Below are 14,516 nucleotides of genomic sequence, written 5' to 3'. Positions count from 1 at the left end.
GAGCAGGATTATATAATAAGAATAAATAATGAAGTTATCAGAACAATGGTGAAATTATTATTAAACAAGGATATAGGTACACCTGTAGATATTTCAGATGGAGCAATTAAAGGTGAAAATAAAAAAATGTTAGAAGCTGCGAACGGACAAAGCGGTATAGACAATATTAAGAAGATGGAAGAGGAAATACTAACACTTGTAGATGCGAATAAAGAAGGAGCTTTAGAAAAAGCGCTTGTATTTTATGGATATCTAAATGAACTGACGGAAGATGCATTATTGTCGAAGAATTATAGTCACGAAAAAATTAAAAAAGGACTGAAGATTATTGCAGAGCATTATGGAATATTAAATGTTATTGATTTGATATACAGATAAAACTGTAAAACATACTTGACAAATATGACATAGCGGTAATATAATAAAACTAATCCATAAAACCTATCGAAACAATAGGAAATATAAGGATTGGTTTTATTTAGTTTAAAGAACGGAAGGGAGCGTGCAGGATAATGACAAAAGAAAAGCGAATGTGGGGACGAATGCGATGTTGTTGCGCTTGCGCGCATGAAAAATAAAAATTACAAAAACATACTAAACATAGTTGACAAATAGGAATTAAGGTAGTATAGTAAATTCATCAAGAAAACATACCGAAAAAGTAGGAAAGGTAGGAAGCAAAATGTCAAAGATTTATAAAGGAACATTAGGACTGATCGGAAATACACCACTGGTGGAAGTAGTAAACATAGAAAAAGAACTTGGTCTGGAAGCAACACTTCTTGTAAAGCTTGAGTACCTCAACCCGGCAGGAAGCGTCAAAGACAGAATTGCAAAAGCAATGGTCGAAGATGCGGAAGAAAAAGGAATCTTAAAAGAAGGTTCTGTGATCATTGAACCAACATCCGGTAATACAGGAATCGGTCTTGCATCTATTGCAGCAGCAAAAGGATACAGAATCATTCTTACGATGCCGGAGACGATGAGTGTGGAAAGAAGAAACATCCTGAAAGCTTACGGTGCAGAGATCGTACTTACCGAAGGAGCAAAAGGAATGAAGGGAGCCATCGCAAAGGCAGATGAGCTTGCAAAAGAGATTCCGAATAGTTTCGTTCCTGGACAGTTTGTAAATCCTGCTAACCCGGCAGCACATAAGAAGACAACAGGTCCTGAGATCTGGAACGATACAGACGGAGCAGTCGATATCGTGATCGCAGGCGTCGGAACAGGCGGAACACTTTCCGGAATCGGTGCTTACTTAAAAGAGCAGAAACCGGAAGTTCAGATCGTAGCATTGGAGCCGGCTTCCTCACCGGTACTTTCAGAAGGAAAAGCAGGCCCGCATAAGATTCAGGGAATTGGAGCCGGATTCGTTCCGGATACATTAGATACCAAGATCTATGACGAAATCTACAAAGCAGAAGCAGACGAAGCATTTGAGACAGCAAAACTTCTTGCTAAGAAAGAAGGAGTTCTGGTAGGTATTTCATCAGGAGCTGCACTTGCAGGAGCTATCGCACTTGCAAAACGTCCGGAGAACAAAGGAAAGACAATCGTAGCATTACTCCCAGATTCAGGTGACAGATATTATTCAACACCATTATTTACAGAATAAAAAGATATAGAATTCGAAACAGAACGGACAGTATCAACAAATAACGATAAAATTATGAAGAAAAAGGAGATCAACCCAATGAGCGAAAAAATCACAAGAGAGAATAGAGAGTTAAAATTTGAAACATTACAGTTACACGTAGGACAGGAAAGTCCGGATCCGGTTACAGATGCAAGAGCAGTGCCGATCTATCAGACATCTTCTTATGTATTCCGCAACAGTGATCATGCAGCAGCACGTTTTGGACTGGCAGATGCAGGTAACATTTACGGACGTCTTACAAACCCTACAGAAGACATTTTCGAAAAACGTATTGCAGCACTGGAGGGCGGAGTTGCAGCACTGGCAGTAGCATCCGGAGCAGCAGCAGTAACATACACGATCGAGAATCTCGCACAGAACGGAGATCATATCGTAGCAGCTAAGAATATTTACGGTGGATCATTTAACCTGTTAGAGCACACACTTCCACAGTACGGAATTACAACCACATTCGTTGACATCTTCGATTATGATGCAGTAGAAGCAGCAATCCAGGACAACACGAAAGCACTCTATATCGAGACACTTGGAAATCCAAACTCAGACGTTGTAGATATTGAGAAGATTGCAAATATCGCGCATGCGCATAAGATTCCGCTCGTTGTAGATAATACATTTGCAACACCTTACCTTGTAAGACCGATCGAGTACGGTGCAGACATTGTTATCCATTCAGCAACAAAATTCATCGGTGGACACGGAACAACAATCGGTGGTGTCATCGTTGACAGCGGTAAATTCGACTGGGAAGCATCAGGAAAATTCGCTTCTCTTACAGAGCCAAACCCGAGCTACCATGGAATCAGCTTTACAAAAGCAGTAGGACCTGCAGCATTTGTTACAAAGATCCGTGCGATCCTTTTAAGAGATACAGGAGCAACCATTTCTCCGATTCATTCATTTATCTTCTTACAGGGACTCGAGACATTATCATTACGTGTAGAGCGTCATGTTGAGAATGCACTGAAAGTAGTAGAATATCTGAACAACCATCCACTGGTAGAGAAGGTTAACCACCCGGCTGTATCTGATGATCCGGAACAGCAGGCATTATATAAGAAATATTTCCCAAATGGCGGAGGATCTATCTTCACATTTGAGATCAAAGGTGACGCACAGAAAGCAAAAGATTTCATCGATAATCTGGAACTCTTCTCACTGCTTGCTAACGTTGCAGATGTAAAATCTCTGGTTATCCATCCGGCAACAACAACACACAGCCAGTGCACGGAAGAAGAATTACTGGATCAGGGAATCAAGCCTAATACAATCCGCCTGTCAATCGGAACAGAGCACATTGATGACATTATCCAGGATCTGGATGAGGCATTCAAAGCCGTAGAATAAGAAATAATGAAGGAGTGTGGAGATATATATGAAACTTTCAATGAAAAGCAGATATGGTCTGAGAGCGTTGATCGACCTGGCCATCAATTCAAAAACTGAACAGGTGGCGCTCAATAGCATTGCAGAGCGGAACAAGATATCTCCACAGTATCTGGAACAGGTATTTGCAAGTCTTAGAAAAGCAGGAATCGTAAAGAGTATAAAAGGCTCCCAGGGCGGCTATTTCTTAAGCCGTCCGCCACAGGAGATTACCGTTTCTTCTATTATAGAAGCTTTGGAAGGTGACTACCGCATCGAAGATGAGGAACTTCCGAAAGAAGGAAAATATACCGGGAGTGTCAAAGCAATCCAGAAACTGGTGATCGACAGGGTAAATGACAGCGTGACAGAAATCCTCCAGTCAGTAACCTTGCATGATCTGGAGAAAGAGTATCAGGAATACATTGATTATGGACAGGATATGTATTATATATAATATCAGTTCACACAACAAAACATACTGTATTAGCGGGAAACCACTGGTACAGTATTCTTTTTTGTGGTAAACTTTTCTAGCGTATATTTGAAAGATAAATATTTTTAAAACACATTTCAGTTCCTTGACAGACAGGGAAAAACGTCATATAATACCAGATAAACAACAAAACCTATCTGGTTAATAGGAATAGCTGTTGCATGAACAGCAACTCACAAAGAGAGGTTAAAAGATATGAAGACAATCACGATAGAAGAGTTATTACAATTAGATCAGAATACAATCACAGTGCTGGACGTCCGTCCTGCAGATGCATATACCAGAGGCTCTGTACCGGGAGCGGTCAGCATCCCGCTTGCAGAAGTAGAAGAACGTATGGAAGAACTTCCGAAAGAAAAGCCGGTGTATGTATTATGCCATACCGGTGAATGGAGTGTCGATGCTGTTTATGAACTGGAAGCAGCCGGATATGATGCGGCGAATATTGAAGGTGGATATCGTTCCTTTTTGAGAAAGAAACTAAGTGAGTTCGTACAGGATGAAAATACTACCGGAGAGAAGCAGAAAGAGATTGAACGCAGTATCATCAAGAAATTCCGCAAGGGAATCTGGAGAAAGTTCACGAAAGGAATCAGAGAATACGATCTGATCCAGGACGGAGATAAGATTGCAGTCTGTATTTCCGGTGGAAAAGATTCCATGCTGATGGCAAAGCTGTTTCAGGAACTGTTAAAACATGGAAAAGCGAATTTTGAATTAGTATTTTTGGTAATGAATCCGGGATACAATGAAGATAACTGGAAGATCATTCAGGATAACGCCAAAGTACTTGGAATTCCGCTTACGGTATTTGAGACACAGATATTTGATACGGTAGCAGATATTGACAAGAATCCATGTTACCTTTGCGCGAGAATGAGAAGAGGCTATCTATACTCTCACGCAAAAGAACTGGGATGCAATAAGATTGCGCTCGGACATCATTTCGACGATGTGATTGAGACGATCCTTATGGGGATGTTCTATGGCGGAAAGGTGGAGACGATGATGCCGAAGCTCCATAGCCAAAATTTCGAGGGTATGGAGCTGATCAGACCAATGTATCTGATCAAGGAAGATGACATTATAGCATGGAGGGATTACAATCAGCTCAACTTCATTCAGTGCGCATGCAGATTCACAGAGAACTGTGTATCCTGTGGCGGCGGAAGAGGTTCCAAACGTGACGAGATGAAGGAGCTGATCAAGGAATTCAGAAAACAGGGAGATATTATCGAAAAGAATATTTTCCGGAGTGTGCATAATGTCAACTTAAGAACGATTATCGGATACCACAAAGATGACATGGAATATAATTTCCTGGATGATTACAATGAAAGAGGTAAATAATGAATTACGGATTTGAGACACGATGTATACACGGAAACGGAACAGATGAAAAGACACATTCTTACGGTTCAGTAGCAGTACCGATCTACCAGGCAGCGACATTTGCCCATCCTGGTATTGGACAGTCTACCGGATATGACTATACGAGAGAGAGCAACCCGACAAGAACAGAGCTTGAGCATACGATGTCGGCACTGGAAGGTGCGGTAGATACTGTAGCATGCGCAAACGGTATGGCTGCGGTAGGTCTTTGTCTGGAGTTATTTGACCGTGGGGATCATATCCTTTGTACAGATGATCTGTATGGCGGTTCTGTCAGAATGTTTGAATCTGTCGGCGGGAAGAGGGGATTGGAGTTCTCTTATGTAGATACTGCGGATGCAGATCTTGTAGAAGCAGATATCCGGGAGAATACAAAAGCACTTTATATCGAGACACCGAGTAACCCGACCATGCGTGTCACAGATCTCAGAAAGATGAAAGAAATCGCAGATAAACATGATCTGAAGATTATTGTTGACAATACATTTCTTTCACCATTATTTCAAAGACCGATTGAACTGGGAGCAGATCTGGTTATCCACAGCGGGACAAAATTCCTTGGTGGACATAATGACACACTGGCAGGATTCCTGTGTTCGGCGGATGAAGAGACAGCGAAGAAGATCCGTTATATATATAAGACAGTCGGAAGCTGTCTTGCACCATTTGACAGCTATCTGATCTTGCGTGGAATTAAGACATTGTCTGTAAGATTAAGAGCACAGCAGGATAATGCGATGAAGATTGCGAACTGGTTAAAAGGACATGAAAAAGTAAAACAGGTCTATTATGTAGGCTTGAAAGAGCATCCGGGGTATGGAGTAAATGCATCACAGGCAAGCGGATTCGGGAGTATGATTTCTTTCAAAGTAGATAGTGAAGCAACAGCAAGGAAACTCCTGGAAAGTGTGAAACTGATCGCTTATGCAGAAAGTCTCGGAGGCGTAGAGTCACTGATCACTTACCCGATGCTTCAGACACATGGAGATCTGCCGGTAGAAGTAAGAGAGAAACTTGGAATCACAGAAGATTTCTTAAGATTGTCAGTTGGAATTGAAAATGCAGATGATCTAATCGCAGATCTTGAGCAGGCACTTGCGTAGGAGGATGCACAGATGAAGTTCGATTTTGATAAAGTAGTGGATAGACATGGAACGAAATGCCTGAAATATGATTTCGCAAAAGAAAGAGGGAGAAGTGATGATATGCTTCCGCTCTGGGTGGCAGATATGGATTTCCCGACAGCACCGGGAATCCAGAAAAGCTTAAGTGACGCAGTCGCACACGGAATCTACGGATACAGCGAAGGAAAAGATGATTACTTCCAGGCAGCAGCCGGATGGTATGAGAAGCATTTCGGATGGAAAGTAGAAAAAGAATGGCTGATCAAGACACCGGGCGTGGTGTTCGCACTTGCGATGGCAGTGAAGGCTTACACAAAAGAAGGTGATGCAGTTCTTCTGCAGCAGCCGGTTTACTATCCGTTCAGCGAAGTGATCACAGACAACCACAGAAGGCTGATCAATAGTCCGCTTCAGCAGATAGACGGACATTACGAGATTAATTTCGAAGAATTCGAGCAGAAGATTGTCGAAGAAAATGTAAAATTATTCCTGATGTGCAGTCCGCACAATCCGGTCGGACGTGTGTGGAAGGAGTGGGAACTTCGTAAGATAGGAGACATTTGTCTGAAACATAACGTGCTGGTAGTCAGTGATGAAATCCACAGTGATTTTACATATGGAGAGAATATACATCATGTATTTGCATCCTTAGATGAAAAATACGCTGCAATCACTACAACGTGTACCGCACCAAGTAAGACATTTAACATTGCCGGACTTCAGATTTCCAATATATGGATTTCGAATCCGGAACTTCGTGCGAGATTCCGGGCGGAAGTGACAGCAGCCGGTTACAGCCAGGTGAATCTGATGGGACTGGTTGCATGTCAGGCAGCTTATGAGACCGGTGAAGAGTGGTTAAAAGAATTGAAAATTTATCTGGAGGGAAATCTGGATTATGTCCGTACATTTTTAAAAGAGAATCTTCCGGAGATCAAACTGACAGAGCCGGAAGGGACTTATCTTTTATGGTTGGATTTTAAGAGTCTCGGCATGAAAGAAGAGCAGTTAAAAGATCTGGTGGAGAACAAAGCAAAACTCTGGCTTGACAGCGGAGCAATGTTTGGACCGGACGGAGAGGGATTTGAGCGTATAAATATTGCATGCCCACGAGAAATTTTAAAACAGGCATTGACACAACTGGCTGAATCGGTGCATGATAGGTAAGTGAGAATACGTTAAAGAAGGGAATTTGACCGGAATAGATGGTAAAAATGTGCGGATGTTTGATCCTTATTACTGCGACCAGGAGTATGAACAGAAAGATATCATCAGAGTGTTGGACCAGCCTACATGTTGTAACCGAATCGTACCGTGGAAGTATTTTAATAAGACGGCACTTAACATGTATTCCCTTGGACCGTACGATGGGCGGGAAGCTGTCATTTTATTTAATGAAAAGACAAGACTTACGGAAGAAGAGACCATTGAATACTTTATTTAGAGGTGAAAGTCGGAAATGAACGAAGAAATCAAAAATGAAATCCAAAAACTGAAAAAGGAAAAAGATGCTGTAATCCTGGCACATTATTATGTAGATGGGGAAGTGCAGGAGATTGCAGACTATGTAGGAGACTCTTATTATCTTGCAGAGATTGCAACCAAAGTTCCGGAGAGCACGATTGTTTTCTGTGGAGTCTCTTTCATGGGAGAAAGTGCGAAGATCCTGAATCCAAAGAAGAGAGTCGTAATGGCAGACGGTCATGCAGACTGTCCGATGGCACACATGGTAGACGTGGATAAGATCAGAGAAGTGAGAAAAGAGTACCCGGATGTATCTGTAGTCTGTTATGTGAACTCGACTGCAGAGATCAAAGCAGAGTCTGATGTCTGTGTAACATCGTCCAATGCGCTGAAAATCGTAAAGAACCTTCCGAATAAAGATATCTTCTTTATCCCGGATGAGAACCTTGGTCGTTTCGTGGCAAGCCAGCTTCCAGAGAAGCACTTTATTTTCAATGATGGATTCTGCCATGTACATAAGAGTATTCACAAAGAAGAACTTCAGAAAGCCAAAGAAGCACATCCGGAAGCACTCGTACTGACTCATCCGGAATGTACAGGAGATATTCTGGAATTATCTGATTTTATCGGAAGTACTTCGCAGATTATCGATTATGCTACAAAATCAGAAAATAACACATTTATCATCTGTACAGAGATGGGAGTATTCTATGAATTGCATCAGAAAAATCCGGAGAAGAAATTCTATTCTGTAGGGCACAGACAGTTCTGCCCGAATATGAAGATGGTGCGTCTGGAAGGTGTGAAGGAAGCACTTGAGACCATGCAGCCGGAGGTGAATCTGGATGAGGAGATGCGCCAGAAGGCAGCACTTCCACTTGAAAAGATGCTGAAATTGGCAGCGCAGTAAGCCAGGGGGACAGGTAAAGTGGCTTTTTTAGTGTCCCGGGTGGCTCTAGTAAAAAAAGAAAATAATTAAGAGAAAGACTTCGTATCTGATGTAGGATGCGAAGTCTTTGTTAGTATATCAAAGTATATAAGAGAAGTTGTTAGTGGCAGATTCTGTAGATGAGTTATTAAAATCAATAAAACAATTAAAATGATGGTTTTAGAAGATGAAAAACAATTATTTTGATTGTTTTTTGTTTACAAATAATAGAGGTTGTGATTTAATAAAGAAAAAGACGGGAATCATAAAACCAGAAGGTGAGATTGTGAAAGAAAGACTATTTATAACACCAGAATATACAACAGCAAAGGAAATCAAGAAAATCCGGAAAGAATTGCATCTGACACAAAAAGAATTTGCAGAATTTATCAATTGTTCAAAACCGACAGTAGAGCGTTGGGAGAGAAGTGAAGACGTTATCCGCGGGCCAATTGTTCCATTTCTTAAGATGCTGCAGAAATATCCGGAATATGAACAGGAAGTCAAAGTTCCGGAAAAAGTGTGGCCGCTCAGAATCTGGTATATGTATGATCAGGATGTATGTACTTTGATTGATGTGAATGAGCGGGAACGAAAAGTGAAAATAAAAAATTATACAGATAAGATTATGTTCCGTGCATTTGGGGTTATGGAAGAGCCGGATTATAATCAGTATATAGAATTTCTGGAATCCAGATGTTTCCCGGAAAGCAGAGATAAGATGAAACTGATACTGAAAGATCTGGGACTGCCATTTTACGATCCGATTATGATTATAGAGAAGACAGAAGGACGGATGGCGGAGGATGATTTTTGGATTCGTATAGAGAGGTAAATGAATGATAGAACTTTTTGGTCAGAACATCAGGACAAATAGGCGTCAGTCGTCAAAAGGAAATCAGTTAAAATGGGAGAATGATGGGATCTGGTACAAAGCCGATTATACAGGATATGAAGGACTGGCAGAGTATATGATATCGCATCTTCTGAAAAAATCTACGCTGGCTGAACAAGAATTTGTATGTTATGACCTGGAAGAAATAAAATATGGAACGGTAATTTATAATGGGGCAAAGAGTAAAAATTTTCTGAATGAAGACTGGCAGATTATAACTTTAGAGAGGTTGTTTCATAATTTTTTCGGAGAAAGTCTGTATAAAAGCATGTATAGAATACCCGATCATGAGGAAAGATTACGTTTCTTAGTGCAACAGGTGGAACGAATGACGGGACTTCAGAATTTTGGAGTATATATGAACAAACTGCTGACGATAGATGCATTTTTCCTGAATGAAGACCGGCATATGCATAACATAGCCGTCTTGATGAATGGAAAAGGTGATTATGCATACTGCCCGATCTTTGATAATGGAGCAGGACTTTTAGCAGATACAACGATGGATTATCCTTTGACGGGAGATATTTACACACTTATGGAGAAGGTTCAGCCCAAAACAATATGTAATGCATTCGATGAACAATTAGATATTTCCGAATCTTTATATAAAATGAATCTAAAGTTCCGTTTTACAAAAAAAGACGTGACAGAATTGCTTGAAAACGCAGAAGGCTATTCAGATGAGATACGAAAACGGGTGGAAACGATTATATTTGCACAAATGCGGAAATATCCTTATTTGTTTTCGAAGACGTAGAGAAATATAATGGGGAAAGAACGGTAGAAATAAGTAATTGTTAAGGAATAAAGGAGAAGGTAAAAATTATGATAAATGAAAGAATCGAAATCTGGAAAAAAGAAGAGTATCATTATCCGGCAGCACATGGTTTTATACCGGTGATGTTCAGCTATATTCATGAGGATGAAAAGAAGCATCCGGCAATGATCATCGCACCGGGCGGCGCATACCGGGAAGTATCCCCATCGGAAGCGCACCTGCCGGCAATGGAATTCTATGGTGCAGGGTACAATGTATTCGTTCTGGAATATACGATTAATCAGTTAGATGAAGCAGCGCTGAAGATGCAGCCGTTACACGATATCTCAAGAGCAATCCGCATGATTCGTTCACGTGCAGAGGAATTCCATATCAGACCAGACAGAATCGCAGTCTGCGGATTCTCAGCAGGAGCACATCTGTGTGGAAGCCTTTGTGTACATAATAAAGATGTGGAAGATCCGGAAGAAGCATACCAGAACATATCCAACCGCCCAGATGCGGCGATTCTGTCTTATCCGGTCATCAGTTCTGGAAAATATGCACACAGAGATTCATTTGTTGCATTGTTTGGAAAGAATCCGACAGAGCAGGAACTGGACTATATGTCGCTGGAAAATCATGTGACAAAAGATACACCGCCATGTTTCCTGTGGCAGACCGTAACAGATCAGACAGTTCCGGTGGAGAACAGTTATCTCTTTGCACAGGCTTGTGCACAGGCTGGTGTACCATTTGCACAGCATGTATTTTCAGAAGGAATCCATGGACTATCTGTGGCAACCGAAGAGTGGTTAGAGCAGAATATAGGACAGGAAGAAGGAAAAAGATATACACAGGAACAGGTGCAGATGCTTGCAGAGGCAATCGAGGCCGGCGAGACTCCATTTCCAAAGGAAAAAGGAGAGGAACTTCTGGTGAAGTTCGGTATCGGACGTAAAAAGCCGGCAAGATGGACGGAAAAGCAGAAAGAGGGAATCCGCAAAACGCTGAAAGAAGTACAGAGCTGGACGCAGCTTGCAGAAGTGTGGATGGAGAAATATCTGAAAGTGGAATAGAGGAGAATAAAGGGTACAGGCATTTCAAAACGGTGTGGCAATCGAATCTATAAACTGGAAATTACTTGTAGTACTAAATTGATAATTGTATAATAGTGAGAAAAGAAGGAACAAGAAAATTGATATAGGATAAGAGATAAAATGGAGTTATACAATGGACGCCCGGAAGACACATCCGGACGAAAAGAAAAAGAAATAAAAGTTTACGATATACTGGACAGTCTGCATATCCCCTACATCAGAGCGGATCACGAAGCAGTCATGACAATGGAAGCCTGTGAAGAGATTGATAAAGCGCTGGGAATGGAGATCTGTAAGAATCTGTTCTTATGTAACCGGAAGAAAACGTCATATTATCTGCTTTTGATGCCAGGAAACAAAGCGCTCAAGACAAAAGAACTGTCACAGCAGATCCCGACCACGAGATTATCCTTTGCATCGGGAGAAGACATGGAAACATATCTGAATGTAACGCCGGGCTCAGCTACTGTCATGGGACTGATCTTTGATCCGGAGAATAAAGTGCAGCTTCTGGTGGATGAGGAACTTCTGGAACAGGAAGAATTCGGATGTCATCCATGTGTGAACACTTCCAGTATCAAGATGAAGACAGCGGATGTATTTGATAAATTTCTGAAAGAAATCCATCATGATTATATTACGGTGAAGCTTTCGGATGGAAATGAACAGGAGTAATAAAAATGGATAAACAAGAACTGGCACTGGTGGTCATCGACCGCCTGAAAAAAGAATACCCGGATGCGGGATGCACGCTGGATTATGACGATGCGTGGAAACTGCTGGTCAGTGTACGTCTGGCAGCACAGTGCACGGATGCGAGAGTCAATGTAGTAGTAGAAGGCTTATATGCAAAGTACCCGGATGTCAATGCACTGGCAGAAGCCACACCGGAAGAGATCGAAGAAATTGTAAGACCATGCGGACTGGGCAAGAGTAAAGCGAGGGATATCAGTGCATGTATGCGCATGCTCCGTGATGAATATGATGGAAAAGTCCCGGATGATTTTAATAAATTGTTGAAACTTCCGGGAGTCGGAAGAAAGAGTGCGAACCTGATCATGGGGGATGTGTTCGGCAAACCGGCGATTGTTACGGATACGCATTGCATCAGACTCTGTAACCGGATCGGTCTGGTAGATGAAATCAAGGAACCGAAGAAAGTAGAGATGGAACTTTGGAAGATCATCCCGCCGGAAGAAGGCAGTGATTTCTGCCACAGGCTGGTATATCACGGAAGAGACGTCTGTACAGCGAGGACGAAGCCGCATTGTGAGAAATGCTGTCTGGCAGATATCTGTGGGAAACATATTTAAGTAAATGCATTTATGAAAATAAAGCTTGCGCAAGTAAAATGAAATTCATATAATAGTTTTAGAGACGAGGGAGTAGCATAGGAAATGTGTTACTCTCTTTTTTAGCAGGAAAGGATTGAGGATTATGGCAGACGTAGTAAGTATATTAGACGAATTACAAAACAAAGCATTAAAAGACGAAAAGTTAAAACAACAGCTCCTCGCAACCAGAACAGAAGCAGACCCGCTATCTGCCTTCTGCAAGACCTGCCGGAATCTTGGTTACGAATTATACGAAATGGAATTAATTGCGGCAGGAGAAGAATTCCATGCCGCAATGAAAAGAAGCACCAATGGCGGAGGGGAGAACTCGCCGATGATCGAGGCTGAAGATGATTTCTATGAATTGTTCTTCGCAAATCTTGAAGATCATTAACCAAGGATTTTCTTCATATCCTCTTCCACAGTACTGATCTTCTGAATATTATAATTCTCCACCAGTATCTTCCATACATTTTCAGAGACGAATGCAGGAAGTGTTGGACCAAGCAGGATATTTTTCACACCGAGAGATAATAGCGTAAGCAGGATACATACGGCCTTCTGTTCATACCAGGAAAGAACTAGGGTGAGCGGGAGGTCGTTTACGGTACAGTCAAAGACTTCTGCAAGTGCAAGAGCAACTTTAATAGCGCTATAAGCATCATTACATTGCCCCATGTCCAAGATCCTTGGAATACCGTCGATGGAACCAAGATCCAGGTCATTCAACCGGTATTTTCCGCAGGCAAGAGTCAGAATCAAGGTGTCCATAGGTGCAGCTTTGGCGAAATCCGTATAATAGCTGCGTCCCGGAGCGGCACCGTCGCATCCGCCGACCAGAAAGATATGGCGGATCTTACCGGCCTTTATAAGTTCCACGATATGCCCGGCATTAGAAAGAACAGCATTGTGGGCGAATCCGGTTGTGACTGTAGACCCGCCGTTGATTCCGGTCATTGGATGATCTTCCGGATATCCCTTGCATTCCAGAGCTTTCTCAATAACCGGAGTGAAATCTTTGTCCTCTCCGATATGCACCAGATCCGGATATGATACGATGGAGGTGGTAAATACCCGGTCGCAGTAACTCTGGCGTACCGGCATCAGACAGTTGGTAGTAAATAACACAGGTGCCGGAATGTTGTGAAATTCTGACTGCTGACTCTGCCAGGCAGTTCCAAAGTTTCCTTTTAAATGAGAATATTTCTTTAATTCCGGATATCCATGTGCCGGAAGCATCTCACTGTGGGTGTAGATATTGATTCCTTTTCCTTCCGTCTGCTTTAATAACAGTTCCATATCATGAAGATCATGTCCGCTGACAACGATGAAAGGCCCCTTTTCGATGGTCAGTGGAACTTCTGTCGGTACCGGATTGCCATAAGTACCAGAGTTCGCATGATCCAGAAGCTCCATGCAGCGGAAATTGATCTCACCCGTTTTTAATACGAGAGCAAGTAATTCGTCACTGCTTTTTTCCGAACCGAGGGCTTCGAGTCCTTCATAAAAGAAATCAAGGACATTTCTGTCTACATAATCCAACGCATAAGCATGATAAGCGTAAGCAGCCATGCCGCGCAGTCCGAAAAGAATCAGAGACTTTAACGAGCGGATATCTTCCTGATCTTCCCAGATATGGTGGACATCATAATTCATGATATCCGGATAGATCCGGTCCTTTTCGACATTTACTTCACGAATGAGTTCGATAATCGTATCATTGAAAAAATTAACATTGGTAATCGTGGTGAATAACCCTTTTAAGATAAGTTCATCCGCATGTTCGAAAGAAGCATCCGGATTCAGGGCAAGCTTTTTACGCACGGCACGTGACAGGCCGATCAGCGCACCGGTAAGCTCATCCTGATAATTGGCGGTGTCACTTTTCTTTCCACAGACACCGGCACGCCCTTCACATCCGGAATTATGAGCGGTCTGCTGACACTGGAAACAAAACATTTCTTCCATAATAAATACCTTCCTTGCTATATATTTATGACA

16 protein-coding genes are annotated in these 14,516 nt (G+C 42.0%); 15 read left to right on the top strand and 1 reads right to left on the bottom strand.

The window, feature by feature from the left end; translation table 11 throughout:
• The 15 genes from NCY30_RS11670 to NCY30_RS11600 form a co-directional block, all read left to right on the top strand.
• The coding region (locus tag NCY30_RS11670; protein WP_250818762.1) for a DUF6483 family protein at nucleotides 1-378 on the top strand (378 nt) is incomplete at its 5' end.
• A 304-nt stretch (nucleotides 379-682) separates the two neighbouring features.
• A complete protein-coding gene (cysK, locus tag NCY30_RS11665; protein ID WP_250818761.1) occupies nucleotides 683-1,615 on the top strand; it encodes a cysteine synthase A in 933 nt (310 codons plus the stop codon).
• Nucleotides 1,616-1,693: 78 nt separating this feature from the next.
• Entirely contained in the window at nucleotides 1,694-3,004 is a 1,311-nt protein-coding gene (locus NCY30_RS11660; protein WP_161159074.1) for an O-acetylhomoserine aminocarboxypropyltransferase/cysteine synthase family protein, read from the top strand.
• Between the two features lie 28 nt (nucleotides 3,005-3,032).
• Nucleotides 3,033-3,479 carry an RrF2 family transcriptional regulator gene (locus tag NCY30_RS11655; protein ID WP_006428371.1) on the top strand — a complete coding sequence of 149 codons (447 nt, stop codon included), beginning with the start codon at nucleotides 3,033-3,035 and terminating at the stop codon, nucleotides 3,477-3,479.
• A 234-nt stretch (nucleotides 3,480-3,713) separates the two neighbouring features.
• Nucleotides 3,714-4,868: an ATP-binding protein gene (locus NCY30_RS11650; protein ID WP_028086796.1), complete on the top strand. Its 1,155-nt coding sequence runs from the start codon at nucleotides 3,714-3,716 to the stop codon at nucleotides 4,866-4,868.
• Nucleotides 4,868-6,013 (top strand): trans-sulfuration enzyme family protein, encoded by a 1,146-nt coding sequence (locus NCY30_RS11645; protein ID WP_250818760.1) that lies wholly within the window; start codon nucleotides 4,868-4,870, stop codon nucleotides 6,011-6,013. Before NCY30_RS11650 ends, NCY30_RS11645 begins: the two co-directional genes overlap by 1 nt.
• Nucleotides 6,014-6,025: 12 nt before the next feature.
• The gene (locus NCY30_RS11640) at nucleotides 6,026-7,201 is read left to right on the top strand and encodes a MalY/PatB family protein (protein ID WP_055180495.1); all 1,176 of its coding nucleotides are present in this window, start codon (nucleotides 6,026-6,028) and stop codon (nucleotides 7,199-7,201) included.
• A 25-nt stretch (nucleotides 7,202-7,226) separates the two neighbouring features.
• Entirely contained in the window at nucleotides 7,227-7,478 is a 252-nt protein-coding gene (locus NCY30_RS11635; RefSeq protein ID WP_242853878.1) for a hypothetical protein, read from the top strand.
• 15 nt (nucleotides 7,479-7,493) lie between these two features.
• The gene (nadA, locus tag NCY30_RS11630; protein WP_055283024.1) at nucleotides 7,494-8,408 is read left to right on the top strand and encodes a quinolinate synthase NadA; all 915 of its coding nucleotides are present in this window, start codon (nucleotides 7,494-7,496) and stop codon (nucleotides 8,406-8,408) included.
• A gap of 304 nt (nucleotides 8,409-8,712) precedes the next feature.
• The gene (locus tag NCY30_RS11625) at nucleotides 8,713-9,261 is read left to right on the top strand and encodes a helix-turn-helix domain-containing protein (protein ID WP_055180491.1); all 549 of its coding nucleotides are present in this window, start codon (nucleotides 8,713-8,715) and stop codon (nucleotides 9,259-9,261) included.
• A gap of 4 nt (nucleotides 9,262-9,265) precedes the next feature.
• Nucleotides 9,266-10,081 carry a hypothetical protein gene (locus tag NCY30_RS11620; RefSeq protein WP_055193426.1) on the top strand — a complete coding sequence of 272 codons (816 nt, stop codon included), beginning with the start codon at nucleotides 9,266-9,268 and terminating at the stop codon, nucleotides 10,079-10,081.
• A 68-nt stretch (nucleotides 10,082-10,149) separates the two neighbouring features.
• Nucleotides 10,150-11,160 (top strand): alpha/beta hydrolase, encoded by a 1,011-nt coding sequence (locus NCY30_RS11615; RefSeq protein WP_250818759.1) that lies wholly within the window; start codon nucleotides 10,150-10,152, stop codon nucleotides 11,158-11,160.
• Between the two features lie 141 nt (nucleotides 11,161-11,301).
• On the top strand, nucleotides 11,302-11,856 hold the full coding sequence (locus NCY30_RS11610) for a prolyl-tRNA synthetase associated domain-containing protein (RefSeq protein WP_006428381.1): 555 nt from the start codon (nucleotides 11,302-11,304) through the stop codon (nucleotides 11,854-11,856).
• A gap of 5 nt (nucleotides 11,857-11,861) precedes the next feature.
• The gene (locus NCY30_RS11605) at nucleotides 11,862-12,494 is read left to right on the top strand and encodes an endonuclease III domain-containing protein (RefSeq protein WP_055215562.1); all 633 of its coding nucleotides are present in this window, start codon (nucleotides 11,862-11,864) and stop codon (nucleotides 12,492-12,494) included.
• A gap of 124 nt (nucleotides 12,495-12,618) precedes the next feature.
• Complete coding sequence (locus NCY30_RS11600) at nucleotides 12,619-12,909, top strand: hypothetical protein (RefSeq protein ID WP_006428383.1); 291 nt, start codon at nucleotides 12,619-12,621, stop codon at nucleotides 12,907-12,909.
• On the opposite strand, the gene hcp is transcribed toward NCY30_RS11600, so the two are convergent.
• A complete protein-coding gene (gene hcp / locus NCY30_RS11595; protein ID WP_334290497.1) occupies nucleotides 12,906-14,474 on the bottom strand; it encodes a hydroxylamine reductase in 1,569 nt (522 codons plus the stop codon). The genes NCY30_RS11600 and hcp overlap by 4 nt on opposite strands.
• Nucleotides 14,475-14,516: the final 42 nt, after the last annotated feature.

The organism is Dorea sp. MB18-49, from assembly GCF_023669465.1.
Lineage (GTDB): Bacteria > Bacillota > Clostridia > Lachnospirales > Lachnospiraceae > Dorea_A > Dorea_A longicatena.
This window is presented reverse-complemented; position numbering and strand designations above follow the sequence as displayed.